16 protein-coding genes are annotated in these 20982 nt (G+C 64.8%); 5 read left to right on the forward strand and 11 right to left on the reverse strand.

Features of this window, described 5'->3' with window-relative positions:
• Nucleotides 1-34 precede the first annotated feature (34 nt).
• The 3 genes from AC25MA_RS05060 to AC25MA_RS05070 all read right to left on the reverse strand — a co-directional run bounded on the left by AC25MA_RS05060 (nt 35) and on the right by AC25MA_RS05070 (nt 4069).
• Complete coding sequence (locus AC25MA_RS05060; protein ID WP_011536274.1) at nt 35-1132, reverse strand: polyamine ABC transporter substrate-binding protein; 1098 nt, start codon at nt 1130-1132, stop codon at nt 35-37.
• A gap of 168 nt (nt 1133-1300) precedes the next feature.
• On the reverse strand, nt 1301-2662 hold the full coding sequence (locus AC25MA_RS05065; RefSeq protein ID WP_028688541.1) for an aspartate aminotransferase family protein: 1362 nt from the start codon (nt 2660-2662) through the stop codon (nt 1301-1303).
• A 48-nt stretch (nt 2663-2710) separates the two neighbouring features.
• A complete protein-coding gene (locus tag AC25MA_RS05070) occupies nt 2711-4069 on the reverse strand; it encodes a glutamine synthetase family protein (RefSeq protein WP_062359862.1) in 1359 nt (452 codons plus the stop codon).
• A 667-nt stretch (nt 4070-4736) separates the two neighbouring features.
• Between AC25MA_RS05070 and AC25MA_RS05075 the strand changes: the two genes are divergently transcribed.
• Nucleotides 4737-6113 (forward strand): glutamine synthetase family protein, encoded by a 1377-nt coding sequence (locus AC25MA_RS05075; RefSeq protein ID WP_028688543.1) that lies wholly within the window; start codon nt 4737-4739, stop codon nt 6111-6113.
• A 117-nt stretch (nt 6114-6230) separates the two neighbouring features.
• On the opposite strand, the gene argA is transcribed toward AC25MA_RS05075, so the two are convergent.
• A complete protein-coding gene (gene argA / locus AC25MA_RS05080) occupies nt 6231-7529 on the reverse strand; it encodes an amino-acid N-acetyltransferase (protein ID WP_028688544.1) in 1299 nt (432 codons plus the stop codon).
• Between the two features lie 109 nt (nt 7530-7638).
• Nucleotides 7639-8784 carry an acetylornithine deacetylase gene (gene argE, locus AC25MA_RS05085; protein ID WP_069015903.1) on the reverse strand — a complete coding sequence of 382 codons (1146 nt, stop codon included), beginning with the start codon at nt 8782-8784 and terminating at the stop codon, nt 7639-7641.
• Between the two features lie 128 nt (nt 8785-8912).
• Here argE and AC25MA_RS05090 point away from each other — a divergent pair, with 128 nt between their 5' ends.
• On the forward strand, nt 8913-10292 hold the full coding sequence (locus AC25MA_RS05090) for a CYTH domain-containing protein (RefSeq protein WP_028688546.1): 1380 nt from the start codon (nt 8913-8915) through the stop codon (nt 10290-10292).
• 72 nt (nt 10293-10364) lie between these two features.
• On the opposite strand, the gene AC25MA_RS05095 is transcribed toward AC25MA_RS05090, so the two are convergent.
• Entirely contained in the window at nt 10365-10835 is a 471-nt protein-coding gene (locus AC25MA_RS05095) for an Lrp/AsnC family transcriptional regulator (RefSeq protein ID WP_028688547.1), read from the reverse strand.
• A 126-nt stretch (nt 10836-10961) separates the two neighbouring features.
• Between AC25MA_RS05095 and AC25MA_RS05100 the strand changes: the two genes are divergently transcribed.
• The 3 genes from AC25MA_RS05100 to AC25MA_RS05110 all read left to right on the forward strand — a co-directional run bounded on the left by AC25MA_RS05100 (nt 10962) and on the right by AC25MA_RS05110 (nt 13465).
• Entirely contained in the window at nt 10962-11276 is a 315-nt protein-coding gene (locus AC25MA_RS05100) for a hypothetical protein (protein WP_028688548.1), read from the forward strand.
• Nucleotides 11277-11375: 99 nt separating this feature from the next.
• Nucleotides 11376-13058, forward strand: a complete 1683-nt coding sequence (locus AC25MA_RS05105) for a GspE/PulE family protein (RefSeq protein ID WP_213883631.1) — start codon at nt 11376-11378, stop codon at nt 13056-13058.
• 92 nt (nt 13059-13150) lie between these two features.
• Nucleotides 13151-13465, forward strand: coding sequence for a DUF2388 domain-containing protein (locus AC25MA_RS05110; protein ID WP_028688550.1), 315 nt, complete (start codon nt 13151-13153; stop codon nt 13463-13465).
• Between the two features lie 93 nt (nt 13466-13558).
• Here the strand turns inward: AC25MA_RS05110 and gcvP are convergent, their stop codons facing one another.
• The 5 genes from gcvP to AC25MA_RS05135 form a co-directional block, all read right to left on the reverse strand.
• The gene (gcvP, locus tag AC25MA_RS05115) at nt 13559-16432 is read right to left on the reverse strand and encodes an aminomethyl-transferring glycine dehydrogenase (protein WP_213883633.1); all 2874 of its coding nucleotides are present in this window, start codon (nt 16430-16432) and stop codon (nt 13559-13561) included.
• Between the two features lie 139 nt (nt 16433-16571).
• Nucleotides 16572-16955 carry a glycine cleavage system protein GcvH gene (gene gcvH, locus AC25MA_RS05120; protein WP_028688552.1) on the reverse strand — a complete coding sequence of 128 codons (384 nt, stop codon included), beginning with the start codon at nt 16953-16955 and terminating at the stop codon, nt 16572-16574.
• Between the two features lie 48 nt (nt 16956-17003).
• Nucleotides 17004-18086 carry a glycine cleavage system aminomethyltransferase GcvT gene (gene gcvT / locus AC25MA_RS05125; protein WP_028688553.1) on the reverse strand — a complete coding sequence of 361 codons (1083 nt, stop codon included), beginning with the start codon at nt 18084-18086 and terminating at the stop codon, nt 17004-17006.
• A gap of 124 nt (nt 18087-18210) precedes the next feature.
• Nucleotides 18211-19833 (reverse strand): ABC transporter permease, encoded by a 1623-nt coding sequence (locus AC25MA_RS05130; RefSeq protein ID WP_028688554.1) that lies wholly within the window; start codon nt 19831-19833, stop codon nt 18211-18213.
• A 116-nt stretch (nt 19834-19949) separates the two neighbouring features.
• Nucleotides 19950-20951 carry an extracellular solute-binding protein gene (locus tag AC25MA_RS05135; RefSeq protein ID WP_028688555.1) on the reverse strand — a complete coding sequence of 334 codons (1002 nt, stop codon included), beginning with the start codon at nt 20949-20951 and terminating at the stop codon, nt 19950-19952.
• Nucleotides 20952-20982: the final 31 nt, after the last annotated feature.

The raw sequence follows: 20982 nt of genomic DNA on the forward strand, positions 1-20982 counted from the left end.
GGGAAACCCCGGCCCAGAGGGCCTTGCATCGGGCTTACTTGCCCGACTTGATCTTGGTCCAGCTGCGGGTGATCTCGCGCTGGGCGGTCTTTTCCGGCGCCTTGATGGCGTACAGCTTGGCCTTCACTTCATCGGACGGGTAGATCGCCGGATCGCTGGTGATCTCTTTGTCCACCAGCGGGGTGGCTGCCTTGTTGCCGTTCGGGAAGCGCACGGCATTGGTGATGCCGGCCATCACTTCCGGTTGCAGCAGGAAGTCCATGAACTTGTAGGCGGCCTCGACGTTCTCGGCGTCTTTCGGAATGGCGACCATGTCATAGAAGGTGCCGGCACCTTCCTTCGGAATGGTGTAGCTCAGCTTGACCTTGTCGCCGGCCTCGTGGGCACGGGCCTTGGACTGCTCCAGGTCACCCGAGTAACCCACGGCCACGCAGATGTTGCCGTTGGCCAGGTCCGAGATGTACTTGGAAGAGTGGAAGTAGGTGATCGAAGGACGGATCTTCAGGAACAGGTCTTCCGCGGCCTTCAGGTCTTCCTTCTTGGTGCTGTCGCTGGGCAGGCCCAGGTAGTGCAGCGCGGCCGGGATCATCTCGGTCGGGGCATCGAGGAAGCTCACGCCGCAGCTCTTGAGCTTGGCGATGTTCTCAGGCTTGAACACGGCGTCCCACGAGTCGATCTTGTCCACGCCCAGCGCGGCCTTGACCTTCTCCGGGTTGTAGCCGATGCCGATCGAACCCCACATGTAAGGGAAGGCGAACTTGTTGCCTGGGTCGCTGGCATCGCCCACGGCCTTGAGCAGCGCCGGGTCGAGGTTCTTCCAGTTGGGCAGCTTGGAGCGGTCCAGTTCCTGGTAGACGCCCGCCTTGATCTGCTTGGCCAGGAAGTTGTTGGACGGTACGACGATGTCATAGCCCGACTTGCCCGCCAGCAGCTTGGCTTCAAGGGTCTCGTTGCTGTCGAAGACGTCGTAGACCACCTTGATGCCGGTCTGCTTCTCGAAGTTGGCCACGGTGTCCGGGGCGATGTAGTCCGACCAGTTGTAGACGTGCAGCACCTTGTCGTCAGCCTGAACAGCGGTCGCCATGGCACCCATCAGGGCCGCGGCCAGCAGCGTCTTGCCCAATTTCTTCATGCGTAATGCTCCAGAATTTATTATCAAGCCATCTGTTCAGCAGCCAGGTACCACGGGACGCGCGCTGGGCGACTAAACAGCCGTTAGTCTGGCAAGTTACAAGGCGCTGTTTCAACAGAAGCAGGGCCTTGTAACGACTTAATGTCACCTCGCCAGCCTAGCAGACTGTCATTTGACCGCTTCGTAGGTCAGGTCCAGGCACTTGCGCGCCTTTTCCACCAGTTCGTCGATCTCTTCGCGACTGATCACCAGCGGCGGCGCGATGATCATGGTGTCGCCCACCGCGCGCATCACCAGGCCGTTCTCGAAGCAGTGGGTGCGGCAGATCATGCCAACGCCCTTGCCCTCGTAACGGCTGCGGGTGGCCTTGTCCTTGACCAGCTCGATCGCGCCGAGCAGGCCCAGGCCGCGTACCTCGCCCACCAGCGGATGGTCCTGCAGCTCACGCAGTCGTTTTTGCAAATACGGTGCCGTTTCGTTGCGGGCACGCTCGACAATCTTCTCGTCACGCAGGATGCGCAGGTTTTCCAGACCCACCGCCGCCGCCACCGGGTGGCCGGAGTAGGTGAAGCCGTGGTTGAAATCGCCACCTTCGCTGATCACCTTGGCCACTTTGTCACGCACGATCACACCGCCCATGGGGATGTAACCGGAGGTCAGGCCCTTGGCGATGGTCATCAGGTCAGGCGCAAGGTCGTAGTAGTCGGAGCCGAACCACTCGCCGGTGCGACCAAAACCGCAGATCACTTCGTCGGCAACGAACAGGATGTCGTACTTGGCGAGGATCTCCTTGATCTTCGGCCAGTAGGTCTCAGGCGGAATGATCACCCCACCGGCGCCCTGGATCGGCTCGGCGATGAAGGCGGCGACATTGTCCTCGCCGACTTCGAGAATCTTCTTCTCCAGCTGTTCGGCCGCCCACACGCCGAACTCATCCGGCGTCATGTCGCCACCCTCGCCGAACCAGTACGGCTGCGGGATATGCACGATGCCCGGAATCGGCAGGCCACCCTGCTCGTGCATGCCGCTCATGCCGCCCAGGCACGCACCCGCAAAGGTGGAACCGTGGTAGCCGTTGATGCGGCCGATGATGGTCTGCTTGTGCGGCTTGCCCTTCAGCGCCCAGTAGTGACGGACCATGCGCAGCACGGTGTCGTTGCCCTCGGAGCCGGAGCCGGTGAAGAACACATGGGTCATGCCCTTGGGCGCCACGTCGGTGATCGCCTTGGCCAACTCCAGCGCCGGCGGGTGAGCGGTCTGGAAGAACAGGTTGTAGTACGGCAGCTCACGCATCTGCTTTTCTGCCGCCTGCACCAGCTCTTCACGACCATAGCCGACCGCCACGCACCACAGGCCGGCCATGCCGTCGAGGATCTTGTGCCCCTCGCTGTCCCACAAATGCACGCCCTGCGCCTTGGTGATGATGCGCGGCCCCTTCTCCTTCAGCTGCTTGTAGTCACTGAAAGGTGCAAGGTGGTGCTCGCCGCTCAGGGTTTGCCATTCACGGGTTTGCGGGTTGTTGACGCTCATGTGCCTCTCCATTTTCCGGTGGCCGCCCGCAGGCGGCCTCAGGGTTGATCACACAGCAAACAGCAGGAACTCACGCTCCCAGGAGCTGATGACGCGCTTGAAGTTCTCATGCTCGGCGCGCTTGGTGGCGACGTAGCCGGTGATGAATTTCTTGCCCAGGTACTGCACCAGCGCGCGGCTGTTCTCCATGCGCTCGAGGGCGTCCTCGATGGTCAGCGGCAGGCGCAGGTTGCGCCGCTCGTAACCACGGCCCTGCACCGGCGCGCTGGCCTCGATGCCTTCGACCATGCCGATGTAGCCGCACAGCAGGCTCGCGGCGATGGCCAGGTAGGGATTGGCGTCGGCGCCCGGCAGGCGATTCTCGACCCGGCGATTCTGCGGGCCGGCATCGGGTACGCGCAGGCCAACGGTACGGTTCTCTTCGCCCCACTCGACGTTCACCGGTGCCGAGGTGTCCGGCAGGAAGCGGCGGAACGAGTTGACGTTGGGGGCGAACAGCGGCAGCGCCTCGGGGATGAACTTCTGCAAGCCGCCGATATGGTGCAGGAACAGCTTGCTCATGCTGCCGTCGGCGTTGGAGAAGATGTTCTTGCCGGTGGCCACGTCGACCACGCTCTGGTGCAGGTGCATCGCGCTGCCCGGCTCGCCGGTCATGGGCTTGGCCATGAAGGTGGCGGCCACGTTGTGCTTGAGCGCGGCCTCGCGCATGGTGCGCTTGAACACCAGGATCTGGTCGGCCAGGTGCAGGGCATCGCCGTGACGGAAGTTGATTTCCATCTGCGCGGTGCCGTCCTCGTGGATCAGCGTGTCGAGGTCCAGCTGCTGCAGTTCGCACCAGTCATAGACGTCCTCGAACAGTGGGTCGAATTCGTTGGCCGCCTCGATGGAGAACGACTGCCTCCCAGTTTCCGGACGGCCGGAACGACCCACCGGCGGCTGCAGCGGAAAGTCCGGGTCTTCGCTACGCTTGGTGAGGTAGAACTCCATCTCGGGCGCGACGATCGGCTGCCAGCCCTTGTCGGCGTAGAGTTTCAGGACCTTCTTCAATACGTTGCGCGGCGACAGTTCGACCGGGTTGCCCTTCTTGTCGTAGGTGTCGTGGATCACCTGGGCGGTCGGCTCGATGGCCCACGGTACGAGAAACACCGCGTTCTCGTCGGGGCGGCAGATCATGTCGATGTCGGCCGGGTCGAGCAGTTCGTAATAGATGTCGTCGTCGACGTAGTCGCCGGTCACGGTCTGCAGCAGCACGCTTTCAGGCAGGCGCATGCCTTTCTCGGCGATGAACTTGTTGGTGGGCGAGATCTTGCCGCGGGTGATGCCGGTCAGGTCGCTGATCAGGCATTCCACTTCGGTGATCTTGTGCTCTTTCAACCAATCGGTGAGCTGGTCGAGGTTGTGACTCATAAATACCTCAGGAGGTAATGTGGCGCGATTGAAGGCAACCGGCGGCCACTGACGCCAGGCGTCGGGCAAAGTCGGCGCGCAGGGCGCCGAGGGGCCTGGAAAGGCCCGCGCCTTGATTCTGGATGCTGTGCATGGCTAAAGCAAAAACCCTCGCGCAGGACGACAGTGGAGGCACGCCATGACGGCGCGTCCGGACAGAAAGCGAAGGGCAGAAGGAAAGGAGGTGTTGCGGTAAAGCGTTACGAGGTATGGTTTTTTTTCGCGAACCGTCAATTATTGCGGCCAGCGCGGCGCCCCTTTGATACAGGCGTGCGATGACCGGACGGCAACCGGGAGATGTACCTGAACGCACCGTGCATGCGGCGCTGACAGGTCTCGGCAAGCGGACCATGTGACCCTCGTATTATTGTGTTCTGGGTTGTGACCGAGCTTATCCTCGTTCATTTTTTTACACAACCTCTCCGTAAAAAATAAAACACGCCCCGCTCGGGATAACCCTTCAGGGCAAAAATAGCGGATAATGGCACGCCCCGATATGCAGCAAATCTGCCGTAGATGTGCCATTTAAGGGCATCATGGGGTTGGCTTGACTTCACCTGGTCTTTCCGATTGACTGAGGTTGCAAGCCCCCCTTGATTGATATTTTTAACAACAAAGGTGTTGCATCATGTCGGTACCCCCGCGTGCCGTTCAGCTTAACGAAGCGAACGCGTTCCTTAAGGAACATCCTGAGGTTCTCTACGTTGACCTTCTGATTGCAGATATGAATGGTGTGGTGCGTGGCAAGCGCATCGAGCGCACCAGCCTCCACAAGGTTTACGAGAAAGGCATCAACCTGCCTGCCTCCCTCTTCGCCCTGGATATCAACGGTTCAACCGTCGAAAGCACAGGCCTTGGCCTGGACATCGGCGACGCCGACCGTATCTGCTACCCCATCCCCGGCACCCTCTCCAACGAACCCTGGCAGAAGCGCCCGACCGCGCAACTGCTGATGACCATGCACGAGCTCGAAGGCGAGCCCTTCTTCGCCGACCCGCGCGAAGTACTGCGCCAGGTGGTGAGCAAGTTCACCGAGATGGGCCTGACCATCTGCGCCGCGTTCGAGCTGGAGTTCTACCTGATCGACCAGGAGAACGTGAACGGCCGTCCGCAGCCGCCGCGCTCGCCGATCTCGGGCAAGCGCCCGCAGTCGACCCAGGTCTACCTGATCGACGACCTCGACGAATACGCCGACTGCCTGCAGGACATCCTCGAAGGCGCGAAGGAGCAAGGCATCCCGGCCGACGCCATCGTCAAGGAAAGCGCCCCGGCGCAGTTCGAAGTCAACCTGCACCACGTCCCCGACCCGCTCAAGGCCTGTGACTACGCGGTGCTGCTCAAGCGCCTGATCAAGAACATCGCCTACGACCATGAAATGGACACCACGTTCATGGCCAAGCCCTACCCGGGCCAGGCAGGCAACGGCCTGCATGTACACATCTCCGTGCTGGACAAGGATGGCAACAACATCTTCACCAGCGAGGATCCCGAGCAGAACGCCGCGCTACGTCACGCTGTCGGCGGTGTGCTCGAGACCCTGCCTGCCTCGATGGCGTTCCTCTGCCCGAACGTCAACTCGTACCGCCGTTTCGGCGCGCAGTTCTACGTGCCGAACGCGCCGAGCTGGGGCCTGGACAACCGCACCGTGGCCCTGCGCGTGCCGACCGGCTCGCCGGACGCCGTGCGCATCGAGCACCGGGTGGCCGGCGCCGACGCCAACCCGTACCTGATGATGGCGGCCGTGTTGGCCGGCGTGCACCACGGTCTGACCAACAAGATCGAACCGGGCGAGCCGATCGAAGGCAACTCGTACGAGCAGCTGGAGCAGAGCCTGCCGAACAACCTGCGCGATGCCCTGCGCGAGCTGGACGACAGCGAGATCCTCAACAAGTACATCGATCCGAAGTACATCGACATCTTCGTCGCGTGCAAGGAGAGCGAGCTGGAGGAGTTCGAGCATTCGATCTCCGACCTCGAGTACAACTGGTACCTGCATACCGTGTAAACGAAAACGCCGCCCACAAGGGCGGCGTTTTTCTTTGCCATCGCATCGCGGGTCAAGCCCGCTCCCACGTGTGCCAGCCCGTGTACACCGTGGGAGCGGGCTTGACCCGCGATGGCATCAGAGCGGCTTCTCGAAGATCTTCGAATTGCGCTGGTAGTTGTACAGCGAAGCCCGCGCCGCCGGCAGCCGTTCCACGCCACTGGGTGCAAAGCCACGCTCACGGAACCAGTGCGCGGTGCGGGTCGTCAGCACGAACAGGGTGTTCAGCCCCAGCGCCCGCGCCCGCTCCTCAATGCGCTCGAGCAGTTCGTCGCCACGCCCGCCATGCCGGTACTCCGGGTTCACCGCCAGGCACGCCAGCTCCCCGGCTTCGGAATCGGCAATCGGGTACAACGCCGCGCAGGCGATGATCATGCCCTCGCGCTCGACCACGCTGAACTGCTCGATCTCCCGCTCCAGCACCTCGCGCGAGCGACGCACCAGGATGCCCTGCTCTTCCAGCGGGCTGATCAGCTCCAGCAGGCCGCCGACATCCTCGATGGTCGCCTCGCGCACCACTTCGAACTGCTCCTGAGACACCAGCGTCCCGCCACCGCCACGGGTGAACAGCTCGGTCAGCAACGCACCGTCCTCGGCATAGCTGACGATATGGCTGCGCGCCACGCCCCCCTTGCAGGCCTCGGCGGCGGCATCCAGCAACTCGGCCTGGTAGTCGCTGCCCAGGCGTTGCAGGTGCGGCGCGATCTGCTGTGGCCGCAGCTCACGCACCAGTTGGCCATGCGCATCCAGCAGGCCAGGTTCAGCGCCGAACAGCAGCAGTTTGTCGGCGCCCAGTTCGATTGCGGCACGGGTGGCCACGTCCTCGCAGGCGAGGTTGAAGATCTCGCCGGTCGGCGAATAGCCCAGCGGCGACAGCAGCACGATGGAGCGCTCATCGAGCAGGCGGTTGATGCCTTTGCGGTCAACCCGGCGCACTTCGCCGGTGTGGTGGTAGTCGACCCCTTCGAGCACGCCGATCGGCCGCGCCGTGACCAGGTTGCCGGAGGCCACCCGCAGGCGCGAGCCCTGCATCGGAGAGGCCGCCATATCCATCGACAGGCGCGCCTCGATGGCCAGGCGCAAGGCGCCCACCGCATCGATCACGCAGTCGAGCGTTGCCGCATCGGTGATACGCATGCCGTGATGATAGTGCGGGGTCAAGCCGCGGGCGGCCAGGCGGCTTTCGATTTGCGGGCGCGAGCCGTGGACCAGCACCAGCCGCACACCAAGGCTGTGCAGCAGCACCAGGTCGTGGACAATGTTGCCGAAGTTCGGGTGTTCGACGCCATCACCGGGAAGCATGACCACGAAGGTGCAGTCGCGGTGGGCGTTGATGTAGGGAGACGCATGACGCAGCCAGTTGACGTAATCGGGCATGACAGGGCCTGTGGATAAGTGAACGGAGAACGAAAAGGCGCACAACGTTCGAAAGTCATCGTCGGAACAGGCTTGCGGTCACGCGCGGTCTCCTCTGGTCAGGGAAAGATCAATGGCTCAGGCAATAGTGCCGGATCAGGTCACGGAGTAGACGCACAGTAGGCTCGATTCGTGACATTTCCAGGTATTCGCCGGGCTGGTGGGCGCAGGCGATGTCACCCGGGCCGAGCACGATGGTCTGGCAACCGAGCTGCTGAAGATAAGGCGCTTCGGTGCCAAAGGCCACCGCTTCGGCGCGGTGACCGGTCAGGCGTTCGGCCAGGCGCACCAGTTCACTGTCGGCGTCCTGCTCGAATGGCGGTACTTCGGGGAACAGCGGCGCATAGTCGATACGCACGTCGTGGCGTTCGGCCAAAGGCGCGATCTTGCCGCGAATCGCCGCGCGCAGCTGCTCGACATCCATGCCCGGCAGCGGGCGCAGGTCGAACTCCAGGGCGCACTGGCCACAGATGCGGTTGGGGTTGTCGCCACCATGGATGCAGCCGAAGTTCAGAGTCGGCGTCGGCACCGTGAACTGCGGGTTGCGGTACTGCTCCTGCCAGGTACGACGCAGGCCCATCAGCTCGCCCATCACCGCGTGCATGGCTTCCATGGCGCTGCGGCCCAAGCTCGGATCCGACGAATGGCCACTGCGCCCGAGGATGTCGATACGGTCCATGAGGATGCCCTTGTGCATCCTGATCGGCTTGAGCCCGGTGGGCTCGCCGATCACCGCCGCCCGTCCGAGCGGCTGGCCGGCCTCGGCCAGAGCGCGGGCGCCGGACATCGAGCTTTCCTCGTCGCAGGTGGCGAGGATCAGCAGCGGTTGCTTAAAATCGTGCTCAAGCAGCGGGATGACCGCGTCGATGACCAGGGCGAAGAAGCCTTTCATGTCGCAGCTGCCCAGCCCGACCCAGCGACCATCGACCTCGGTCAGCTTGAGCGGATCGCTGCGCCACAGCTGCGGGTCGTAGGGCACGGTATCGCTGTGTCCGGCCAGCACCAGGCCGCCCGGGCCGGTGCCGCGGCTGGCCAGGAGGTTGAACTTGCCGGGGCTGACCTGCTGGATCTCGCAGGTGAAGCCCAGGTCGCCCAGCCAGCCGGCCAGCAGGTCGATGACCGCGCGGTTGGACTGGTCCAGCGCAGGCTGGGTGCAACTGACCGAGGGCGCGGCGATCAGGGCGGCGAACTGGTCTTTCAGCGACGGCAACGGCATGCGCGGACTCCTCGACGGCGTGAAAGGCATCATAACAATGGCGACCCGTCACCTGGCAATCCACAGCATCCTCGTGGAGCAAGTACTGTAGACTGCCCAGCAACGATGCCCCTCCTTCCGAGCCCGCGATGCACAAAGAAACCGAACTCAAACTCCGCGCCAGCCGCGAGACCCTTGCCGCCCTGCGCGAGCACCCCCTGCTGAAGAAGCGCAACAAGTCCGGCTGGCAGACCCGCGAATTGCTCAACCAGTACTTCGACACCCCCGAGCGCGACCTGTCCGCCGCCCGTGTCGCCCTGCGCCTTCGCCGTGATGGCGAGGTCATCATCCAGACCCTCAAGTGCCGTGGTCAGAGCGTCGCCGGCCTGTCCGAGCGCAACGAGCACGAGTGGCACCTGGACAAGGTCAAGCTCGACCTGAAGAAGCTCGACGCCACCTGCTGGCCCGAGCAACTGGCCGAGCTGGACAAGAAGACCATCAAGCCGCTGTTCACCACCGACTTCACCCGCGAGTACGCCGAGATCGCCTGGGGCCGTGGCAAGGCGAAGGTGGTGATCGAGGCCGCGCTGGACCAAGGTTTCGTGATCGCCGGCAAGCGCAAGGAAGAAATCTGCGAGCTGGAGCTGGAACTGCGTGAAGGTCCCCCTGAGGCGCTGTTGGAGCTGGCCGCCGAGCTGGCCGCCAGCCTGCCACTGATGCCCTGCGACATCAGCAAGGCCGAGCGCGGCTACCGCCTGCTCGATCCGGACAGCTACGAGTTGGGCCTGCCGGTGACCGAACTGCAGGCCGAGATGCCGCTGGACGACGCCTACGCCGCCCTCGCCTGGCAACTGCTGGGCAGCAGCCAGCGCCTGGCCGAGCAGTATCGCCACAATGGCCACTGGCGCCTGCTGCAGGACTGGGTTCGCTGCCTGGCCGAACTGCGCGCCCTCACCGCAAGCCTCGGCCAGGCCGCGCCGCGCCCGACCACCCGTGCCCTGCGCGCCAGCCTCGACGCGCTGCTGGAAGACTGGCGCCCGCTGGTGCTGGCCGGCAACGATGACGAGGACATTCGCCGCGCCGCCCCCGAGCAGTTCGCCGAAGAACTGGAAGACCCGCGCTGGGGCCAGTTCTCCCTGGAGACCGCACGTTGGCTGAGCGCCCGCGCCTGGACCGCCGAGCGCAAGGGCCGTGGCGAGCGCCAGGGCAAGGCGCAGCTGGCCAGCTGGCTGCAGCACCTGCTGGGTGAGGAGTCTCGCGCCCTGAAGCTGCCGCTGTACGTGCAGCGCCCGGAAGACCTGGCCGAACAGCTGCCACGCATCGAATGCGTGCAGAGCTGGCTGCACCACGCCCGCCAGGTGCTGGACCTGCCGCAACAGGACCGCCTCTACGGCGAGCTGAACAAGCTGCACGAACTGGCCGAGCAACCCCTGGTGGAAGAAGGCAAGGAAGAACTGCTCGAAGCCCGTATCGAGCAGGCCCGCGCCATTGAGCAGAACCGCGCCTGGAAACACCTGCTCAAGGCCTGAGTCCGCGCTGCCCGCTCCTGCACTTCGTGGGAGCGGCGGTGCGCCGTTGCGACTTGCCCCGCAATCGACTCGTCAGGGTCTCAATGGCAAGCTCGTGGTCGACTTGATCTCCGACAACGCCACGATCGAGTTCACTTCCTGGATACCCGGCACGTTCGACAGCTTCTCGAAGAAGAACCGCTCATAAGCCTCGATATCCGAGGTAACGATGCGCAGCAGGAAGTCCACCGCCCCCATCAGCACGTAGCATTCCAGCACTTCGGGAAACCCGCGGATCGCCTCGGTGAACTCGGCGAAGTTCGAGCGCCCATGCGCATTGAGTTTCACCTCGGCAAAGATCTGCGTGTTCAGCCCCACCTTCTTGCGATCCAGCAGGGTCACCTGCGCGCGGATCACGCCCTCCTCCCTCAAGCGCTGGATGCGCCGCCAGCATGGCGACTGCGACAAGCCCACGCGCTCGGCGATCTGCGCGCTGGACAGCGACGCGTCCTCCTGCAGCAGCTCGAGGATGCGCCGATCATAGGCATCCAACCCACCATGCATTATCAATTCTCCAAAATTCAACTTTGCGAATTAAACTATTCTCAATAGATAGAAAACGCTCAAATCATAGCGAAAAAATACCACCACCAACGTGCAAGAATTTCTTCACTTTCGTGGAGAAACGCCATGCACTCAGCCGAACAGCCCAGGATCGATGCCTGGGCCGCCAACACCGCCCACAGCACCGTCCACTATCGCCTGCAGGCCGAGGCGGAACCGGACAGCCTGTGCCGGGTGCTCAACCTGTTCGCCCTGCAGTTCCTCACACCACATAGCGTCCAGGTCAACCAGTGCGATGACCTGCTGGACATGGAAATCGGCATCGGCGGCCTGAGCTGGCACCGCGCCGAAGTCATCGCGCAGAAGCTGCGCAACCTGGTCTGCGTGGCCGATGTCAGCCTGGAGTGCCGGCCACGCCTGGCGCAGGCCGCCTCGGCCTGAACGCCCCCTGGCAAGATTCCGAAACCCTTTATTCACCCCACCATTGCGTCCTCTGACTAGCCTTGCCAGCGTCATGGATCACCTGGCAGGGATCTCGCCATGTTTGCCAACGCTAGCCAAGACCTGGACCTGAACCGGCTGCTCGACGCCTTGCTCGCCGAACAGCGGATCGCCGCCTGCGATGCGCTCAAGGCGCTCGAGCGGGCCAGGCAACACCCTGACGAGCATCCCCTGGAGCTGATCGCCGCGCTGGCCCTGGCAGATCCGTTACACCCTAGCCAGCACCTGGACCTGCATGCGCTCTGCCACTGGTTGGCCGATCAGGTGGGCCAGCCATTCCTGCACATCGACCCGCTGCAGGTCGACCTGGCACAGGTTGCCAGCCTGATGTCAGCGGCCTTCGCCGAACGTCACGGCATCCTCGCCGTGGCGCTGGACGACAGCAGCGTGACCGTGGCCAGCGCCCAACCCTATCGACGTGACTGGGAGGCCGACCTGTGCCACGGCCTGGGCAAGCGCGTGCAACGTGTGCTGGCCAGCCCCCGGCAGATCCGCCAACTGACGCCCACCTTCTTCGGCCTGGCGCGTTCACTGCGCAATGCCCAGCAGCCCCCGGCGCCCGGGCTCGGCGAACTGGAGCAGCTGCTGGAGCTGGGTGCCAGCCAGGCCCAAGCGGGCGCCGAGGATCAGCATGTGGTGCGCATTGTCGACTGGGTGCTGCAGTACGCCATCGAGCAGCGTGCCAGTGATATCCACCTGGAACCGCGCCGCGAACTGGGCCACCTGCGCCTGCGCATCGATGGCCTGCTGTACCCTGTCTACGCCTTCCCGGCGGGCGTCGCACTGGCCATGGTCAGCCGCCTGAAGCACCTGGGTCGGATGAACGTGGCGGAGAAGCGTCGGCCCCAGGACGGTCGCCTGAAAAGCCGCCTGCCGGATGGCGCGCAGATCGAGCTGCGCCTGTCCACGCTGCCCACGCCATTCGGCGAGAAGCTGGTGCTGCGTCTGTTCGATCCGCAGCTACGCCATGAAACCCTCGAGCACCTCGGCCTGGAGGCGCCCTTGCTGGCCCAGTGGAAAACCCTGCTGCAACGGCGCCAGGGCATCCTGCTGGTAACCGGCCCCACTGGCTCGGGCAAGACCAGCACCCTCTACGCCAGCCTGCGCCACCTGGCCACGCCCCAGGTCAACCTGTGCAGCATCGAGGACCCCATCGAGCGCCTGGAGCCGGCGATCAACCAGCTACAGGTGCAACCCGGCCTGGGCCTGGGCTTCGCCGATGGCGTGCGCGCTCTGCTGCGGCAGGATCCGGACATCATCATGATCGGCGAGATCCGCGACCAGGAAACCGCCCAAGTGGCGGTACAGGCGGCGCTGACCGGCCACCTGGTACTGTCCACCTTGCACACCGACGATGCCTGCGCGGCAATCACCCGCCTGCAAGAGCTGAAGGTGGCCGACTACCTGATCAGGGCCACGTTGCTGGGGGTCATGGCCCAACGGCTGGTGCGCACCTTGTGTCCTGCCTGCCAAGGCATGGAACACACCGATCGCCCCGCCTGCCAGACCTGTCGGGGCAGCGGCTTTCATGGCCGCACCGGGCTGTTCGAGCTGCTACGGGTCGACAGCGCGCTACGCCAGCGCATCACCCCAGGCGCCGACCTGGAAGTGCTGCGCCAGCAGGCGATCGCTGATGGCCTGCACGACCTGCGCCGCAGCGGAAGCCGCCTGGCCGAGCAACGGCTGACCTCCATCGAGGAGGTGCTACGGGTCTGTGGATAAGTAAGAAATCTCCCGTGTGGTCGGGAACTTGGCCGCGGTAAAACGGATCAAACCGGCATTCCGACAGCCCTCATCGACCGAGGTGATTCATCATGCGTTTCAAAACAGCCATCGCAGCCACCGTCCTCTGTTCGCTGCCCCTCGGCTCGGCCATGGCCGACACGTTCTGGCGCAACATCATCTCCTCCGGTGCCACCACTGCCTCGACCTACCTGACCTTCAAGGACCACAAACTGATCGTCGCCGCCCAGGACGACGCCGGCAGCTTCGTCGCCAGTGAGGGCGCCATCCGCGGTCCGTTCCTGGAAGCCGCGATTCGCCAGGTACGCGCGGACAACCCGGGCGTGCAGGCCAGCGACATGGAACTGGCCAACGCGATCCTGGCCAAGAACGCCGTGGCCGAGTAAGTCCCGGGCTGCTTTGCAGCCCATCGCAGGCAAGCCGGCGATGGGCCGCACAGCGGCCCCAATGCAAGACAGTTTCCCCTCCCACGCCAGACGCTAGCGATACGCCTCCACCGGCACGCACGCACAGAACAGGTTCCTGTCTCCATACACGTTGTCGACCCGGTTCACCGCCGGCCAGTACTTGTGCTGGCGCGCGTGAGCGCTGGGGGCGATGCCCTGCTCGATGCTGTACGGCCGGTCCCAGGGCGCGAGCACGTCGGCCAGGGTGTGCGGCGCATGCTTGAGCGGATTGTCCTCGGCCGGCCAGTTGCCCTCCTGCACTTGGGCAATTTCGGCCCTGATCGCCAGCATCGCCTCGACGAAACGGTCCAGTTCGGCTTTCGACTCGCTCTCGGTGGGCTCGACCATCAGCGTGCCCGGCACTGGGAACGACATGGTCGGCGCATGGAAGCCGTAGTCCATCAGGCGCTTGGCCACATCTTCCTCGGTGATGCCGGTCAGCGCCTTGAGTGGCCGCAGGTCGAAGATGCACTCATGGGCCACCCGCTGGTTGCGCCCACGGTAGAGCACCGGGAAGGCATCGCGCAGTTGGCTGGCCAGGTAGTTGGCGGACAGGATCGCCACCTCGCTGGCATCGGCCAGTTGCGGCCCCATCATGGCGATGTACATCCAGCTGATCGGCAGGATGCTGGCACTGCCCCAGGGCGCCGCGCTCACCGCGCTGTTGGTCGGCTCCAACCCCGGCACCGGCACCACCGGGTGGCTGGCGACGAACGGCTTGAGGTGGGCGCGAATGCCGATCGGCCCCATGCCCGGGCCACCACCGCCATGGGGGATGCAGAAGGTCTTGTGCAGGTTCATGTGCGAGACGTCGGCACCGATGTCCGCCGGTCGCGCCAGCCCGACCTGGGCATTGAGGTTGGCGCCGTCCATGTACACCTGCCCGCCATGCTGGTGCACCACCTCGCAGATCTCGCGGATCCCCTCCTCGTACACGCCGTGGGTGGAGGGGTAGGTCACCATCAGGCATGACAGCCGCTCGCCGGCGGCCCGGGCCTTGGCCTTGAGGTCGTCGAGATCGACGTTGCCGTCTTCGTCGCACTCCACGATCACCACCTCCATGCCGGCCATCTGCGCCGATGCCGGGTTGGTGCCATGGGCCGAGGACGGAATCAGGCACAAGGTGCGCCCGGGCTGGTGGCGGCTGCGGTGGTAACGGGTGATGGCCATGAGCCCGGCATATTCGCCCTGGGCACCGGAGTTGGGCTGCATGCAGATGGCGTCAAAGCCGGTGATCGCGCACAACCAGCTTTCCAGCTCGTCGATCATCGCCTTGTATCCTTGCACCTGGGCGGCCGGGGCGAAGGGATGCGGCAGGGCGAACTCCGGCCAGGTGATGGGGATCATCTCGCTGCTGGCATTGAGCTTCATGGTGCACGAGCCCAGCGGAATCATCGACTGGTTCAGCGCCAGGTCCTTGTTCTCCAGCTGCTTGAGGTAGCGCAGCATCTCGGTTTCGCTGTGGTGCAGGTTGAACACCGGATGCCCGAGGATTGGCGTACGGCGCATCAGCGCCCCAGGGATGCCTTCGAGCAGCGCCTGCTGGTCGAGCGTGGCGATGTCCAGGCCATGGTCGACGCCGAGGAAGATATCCAGCAGCTTGAGCACCGTGGCTTCGTTACAGGTTTCGTCCAGGCTCACGCCCAGGTGCCCGCGTCCGAGGATGCGCAGGTTGATGCGGGCGGCCTCGGCGCTCTCGATGATCGCCGCCTGGGCACCGCCGACATCCAGGGTCAGGGTGTCGAAAAAGTGCTGGTTGAGGCGCTTGATGCCCTTGGCCTCGAGACCGGCGGCAAGGATGAAGGTCAGCCGGTGTACCCGCTGGGCGATGCGCTGCAGGCCCTCGGGGCCGTGGTAGACGGCGTAGAAGCCGGCGATGTTGGCCAGCAGCACCTGGGCTGTGCAGATATTGGAATTGGCCTTCTCCCGGCGAATGTGCTGCTCGCGAGTCTGCAGGGCCATGCGCAGCGCGGTATTGCCGCGGGCATCGCGGGACACCCCGATGATGCGCCCGGGCATGGCCCGCTTGTAGTCGTCGCGGCAGGCAAAATAGGCCGCGTGCGGCCCACCGTAGCCCATCGGCACGCCAAAGCGCTGGGTCGAGCCGAGCACCACGTCGGCTCCCAGTTCGCCCGGCGGCGTGAGCACCACCAGGCTGAGGATATCGGCGGCGACGCAGGCCAGGGCCTGCTGGGCGTGCAACTGGTCGATCAGCGGGCGCAGGTCGCGCACCTCGCCATGGGTGTCCGGGTACTGCAGCAACGCCCCGAACACCTTGTGCTTGGCCAGGTTATCCACAGAATCGATGATCAACTCGAAACCGAAGCCCTCGGCCCGGGTCTTGAGCACCGACAGGGTCTGCGGGTGGCAGTGCTCGTCGGCGAAGAAGGCGTTGCTCTTGCTGCGCGCCACGCGCCTGGCCATGGCCATGGCCTCGGCGGCGGCGGTGGCCTCGTCGAGCAACGAGGCATTGGCCAGGGCCAGGCCGGTGAGGTCGATGACCATCTGCTGGTAGTTCAGCAGCGCCTCCAGGCGCCCCTGGGCGATCTCCGGCTGATAGGGCGTGTAGGCGGTGTACCAGCCGGGATTCTCCAGCACGTTGCGCAGGATGACGGTGGGGGTGATGGTCGCGTGATAGCCCATGCCGATCAGGCTTGTCCACAGCTGGTTCTGCGCGGCATGGCCCGCCAGCCTGGCCAGCGCGGCCTGCTCATCGAGAGCCGGCGGCAGGTCCAGCGGGCGGTTGAAGCGGATGCCCGGCGGCACCGTCTGCTCGATCAGCTCGCTGCGGCTGGCGACGCCGAGGGCATCGAGCATGGCCTGCTGCTCCTGGGCATCGGGCCCCAGGTGGCGGCGCAGGAAGGGGTTGGGCTCTTGCAGTTGATGCAGGGATGGCGACTGGGACATGGCGACGATCTCTTCCTGGACCAGTTCTCATGGGAGACTTACAAGTCTAGGAAGGATTGCCGGATGTGCGGGGATTATTGCATTGGCCGTGCAGGCCTCATCGCGGGGCAAGCCCTCCCCCACGATGAGGCCAGTCCTGTCACTCGCCGATCAGGGCTGCGTAACCAGCGGCATCCAGCAGCTTGCCCAGCTCAGCCGGGTTGCTTGGCTTGAGCTTGAAGATCCACGACTCGTAGGGTTCTTCGTTGAGCAGCTCCGGGCTATCGGCCAGTTCTTCGTTGACCGCGATCACCTCGCCGCTTACCGGTGCGTAGATGTCCGACGCAGCCTTGACCGACTCGACCACGCCAGCGGCGTCGCCAGCAGCGAACACCTTGCCGACTTCGGCCAGCTCGACGAACACCACGTCACCCAGGGCTTCCTGGGCGTGGTCGCTGATACCCACGGTCACTGTGCCATCGGCTTCCAGGCGGGCCCATTCATGGCTTTCGGCAAAACGCAGGTCGGCGGGGATATTGCTCATGTCTTGTCTTCCTCGATTGGGTCAGCGGTCGGCCCGCCATTTGAGTGTTCAGATCAGGATCTTGCCATGGCGCACGAAGGTCGGCTTGACCACCCGCACCGGGTACCACTTGCCGCGGATCTCCACTTCGGCACGGTCGCCGGTGGCCATGGGCACGCGGGCCAAGGCAATGGATTTGCTCAGCGTAGGCGAGAAACTACCACTGGTGATCTCTCCTTCGCCAATCCCGGATACACGGACCACCTGGTGGGCACGCAGTACTCCGCGCTCCTCGAGCACCAGGCCGACCAGTTTTTCCTTCACGCCCTGCTCGATTTCCGCCAGCAGGCCGGCACGGCCGATGAACTCGCGGCTTGCCGGCTCCCAGGCGACGCTCCAGCCCAGGTTGGAGGTCAGCGGGGTATGGGCTTCGTCGATGTCCTGGCCGTACAGGTTCATGCCGGCCTCCAGGCGCAGGGTGTCACGCGCGCCCAGGCCGCTCGGGGCGATACCGGCGCCGACCAGGTCGTTAAAGAACGCCGGGGCCTGCTCGCCGGGAAGGATGATCTCCAGGCCGTCCTCGCCGGTGTAACCGGTGCGGGCGATGAACCAGTCACCGTCGGCGAGGCCTTCGAAGGGGCGCAGTTCGCGAATCAGCGCGGCACGCGAGGCGCTGAGCAGGGCGGCGACCTTTTCCCGGGCATGGGGGCCCTGGATAGCGAGGATGGCCAGTTCGGGGCGAACTTTGAAGCCAACCTTGAATCCTTCGCTCTGCGCTTGCAGCCAGGCCAGTACCTTGTCGCGGGTGGCGGCGTTGGCCACCAGGCGATAGCCGTCCTCGGTGCGGTAGGCGATCAGGTCGTCGATCACCCCGCCATCGGCGTTGAGCAAAGGGCTGTAGAGGGCCTTGCCGGGGCTTTCCAGACGCGTCACGTCATTGGCCAGCAGGTGTTGCAGCCAGGGCGTGGCGGCGCAACCTTCGATATCGATGACGGTCATATGGGAGACATCGAAGACCCCGCAGTCGCTGCGCACCTGGTGGTGCTCCTCGACTTGCGAGCCGTAATGCAGGGGCATGTCCCATCCGCCGAAATCGACCGTCTTGGCGCCGAGCGCCAGGTGCAGGTCATACAGAGGCGTACGCTGTCCCATGGGTTTCTCCTTCCGGGCGTGGCGAGGCGGCGGCGGTCGGCGATGTTCAGGCATCACCTGTTCTTGTAGGACCCGTCGCTGCGAATGCCGCGCATTGTAGCCGCAAGGAAGCGGCGTGACACCCTCAGCGCGGGTGTCCCGGACGATGGGCCGAGCGACGGATCAGGCCGATCACCGGCAGCAGACCGACCAGCACCAGAGTCAGGGCCGGCAGCGAGGCCCGTGCCCATTCGCCCTCGCTGGTCATCTCGAACACCCGCACGGCCAGGGTGTCCCAGCCGAACGGGCGCATCAGCAAGGTCGCCGGCATCTCCTTCAACACGTCGACGAACACCAGCAGGGCGGCGCTGAGCGCACCGGGCACCAGCAGCGGCAGATACACCTTGAAAAACAATCCCGGCCCGGCGACCCCGAGGCTGCGTGACGCCTCCGGCAACGACGGGCGGATCCGCTCCAGGCTGCTCTCCAGCGGGCCATAGGCCACGGCGATAAACCGCACCAGGTAGGCCAGCAGCAGGGCCGACAGGCTGCCCAGCAACAATGGCTTGCCCGCCCCGCCCAACCATTGCGACAGCGGCACCACCAGCTGGTTGTCCAGGTAGCTGAACGCCAGCATGATCGACACCGCCAGCACCGAACCCGGCAAGGCATAGCCGAGATTGGCCAGGCCGACCCCGGCGCGGATGGCCGTGGTCGGTGCCTGGCGCCGGGCGAAGGCCATCAGCATGGCCACGCTGACCGTGATCAGCGCCGCCATGGCGCCGAGATACAGGGTGTGCATGACCAGGCCGAGGTAGCGCTCGTCCAGATCATGCCGGCCCCGCTGCCAGAACCACGCCAGCAACTGCAGCATCGGGATGACGAAGGCGCAGGCGAACACCAACAGGCACCAGCCGCTGGCGGCCAGGGCCTTGATGCCCCGCAAGTGATACAGCGCCTGACCCCGTGGTCGCTCGTTGCCACTGCGGCTGGCGCCCCGGGCACGGCGCTCGCCATACAGCACCAGCATCACCGCCAGCAGCAGCAGGCTGGCCAGCTGCGCCGCGCTGGACAGGCTGAAGAAGCCGTACCAGGTCTTGTAGATGGCGGTGGTGAAGGTGTCGAAGTTGAACACCGCCACCGCGCCGAAGTCGGCCAGGGTCTCCATCAGTGCCAGGGCGATGCCGGCGCCGATGGCCGGGCGCGCCATGGGCAGGGCCACCCGCCAGAACGCCTGCAACGGCGACAGCCCGAGCACCCGCGCGGCCTCCATCAGGCCCTTGCCCTGGGCCAGGAACGCGGTGCGCGCCAGCAGGTAAACGTAGGGATAGAACACCAGCACCAATACTGTGATCACCCCGCCGGTGGAACGTACCCGCGGCAGGCGCATGGGCCCGAACACCTCGCGCAGCGCCGTCTGCACGGGGCCTGCGAAGTCCAGCAGACCGACGAAGACAAACGCCAGGACATAGGCCGGAATCGCGAACGGCAGCATTAACGCCCAGTCCAGCCAGCGCCGACCGGGGAATTCACAGAGGCTGGTCAGCCAGGCCAGGCTCACCCCCAGCACGGTCACGCCAGCGCCAACGCCGACCACCAGCGTGAAGGTGTTACCCAGCAGGCGGCCCATCTGGGTGTCGAGCAGGTGCGACCAGATCTGCATATCGACCGATTGCCAGGACAGCAGCAGGACACTCAGCGGGAGCAGGACCAGGGCGGCGGTCAGGGAGACCGGCAGGTACCAGCGGCGTTGGGGGGTGTGAGGCAAATCGAAGGTCTCGATGACTGGGCGATAGCATCGCGGGGCAAGCCCGCCCCCACGTCTGCATGGTTCGTGGGAGCGGGCTTGCCCCGCGATTGGTTCTCAAGGATAAGGCGACAGGCTCAGTTCCAGCCAGCCCGGTCCATCAAACGAATGGCTTCGGCCTGGCGCTTGCCGGCGACTTCCACCGGAATGCTGTCGGCCTTGAAGCTGCCCCAGGCCGCGACTTCCGCAGAAGGCTTGACCTTCGAATTGGCCGGGAACTCCTGGTTGATGTCGGCGAACAGCTTCTGCGCCTCTTCGCCGGTCATCCACTCCACCAGTTTCTTCGCCGCTTCCGGATGCGGTGCGTGCTTGGTCAGGCCGATGCCCGACAGGTTGACGTGCACGCCGCGATCAGCCTGGTTGGGCCAGAACAGCTTCACCGGCAGGTCGGGCTTCTCCTTGTGCAGGCGCCCGTAGTAGTAGGTGTTGACGATGCCCACGTCGCACTGGCCGGCGGCAATGGCCTGGAGCACCGCGGTGTCGTCGGAGAACACATCGGTGGACAGGTTGTTGACCCAGCCCTTGATCAGCTTCTCGGTCTCGGCCTCGCCGTGGTTTTCGATCAGCGTGGCGGTCAGCGACTGGTTGTAGACCTTCTTCGCCGTGCGCAGGCACAGGCGGCCCTCCCAGTGCTTGTCGGCCAGAGCCTCGTAGGTGGTCAGCTCCGCCGGTTTGACCCGGTCGGTGGAGTAGGCGATGGTCCGCGCGCGCAGGCTCAGGCCAGTCCAGTCATGGGACGAGGCACGGTACTGCGGCGGGATATTCTGGTCGATGACCGCCGACTTGATCGGCTGCAGGATGCCCATCTGTTCGGCCTGCCAGAGGTTGCCGGCATCGACGGTGAGCAGCAGGTCGGCCACGCCGTTCTCGCCCTCGGCCTTGATGCGCTGCATCAACGGAGCTTCCTTGTCGGTGATGAACTTGATCTTGACGCCGGTCTTGGCGGTATAGGCGTCGAACACCGGTTTGATCAGCTCGTCGATGCGCGAGGAGTACACCACCACTTCATCGGCCGCCTGGGCGGTGCCGCCGAAGAGAGTGAGGGCCAGGGCGGCCATTAGGGGCTTGCGGGGCAACATCGGGGGACTCCTCGCTGGGTTGAGAGGTGTA

The sequence above is a fragment of the Pseudomonas sp. P65(2024) genome (assembly GCF_057480955.1).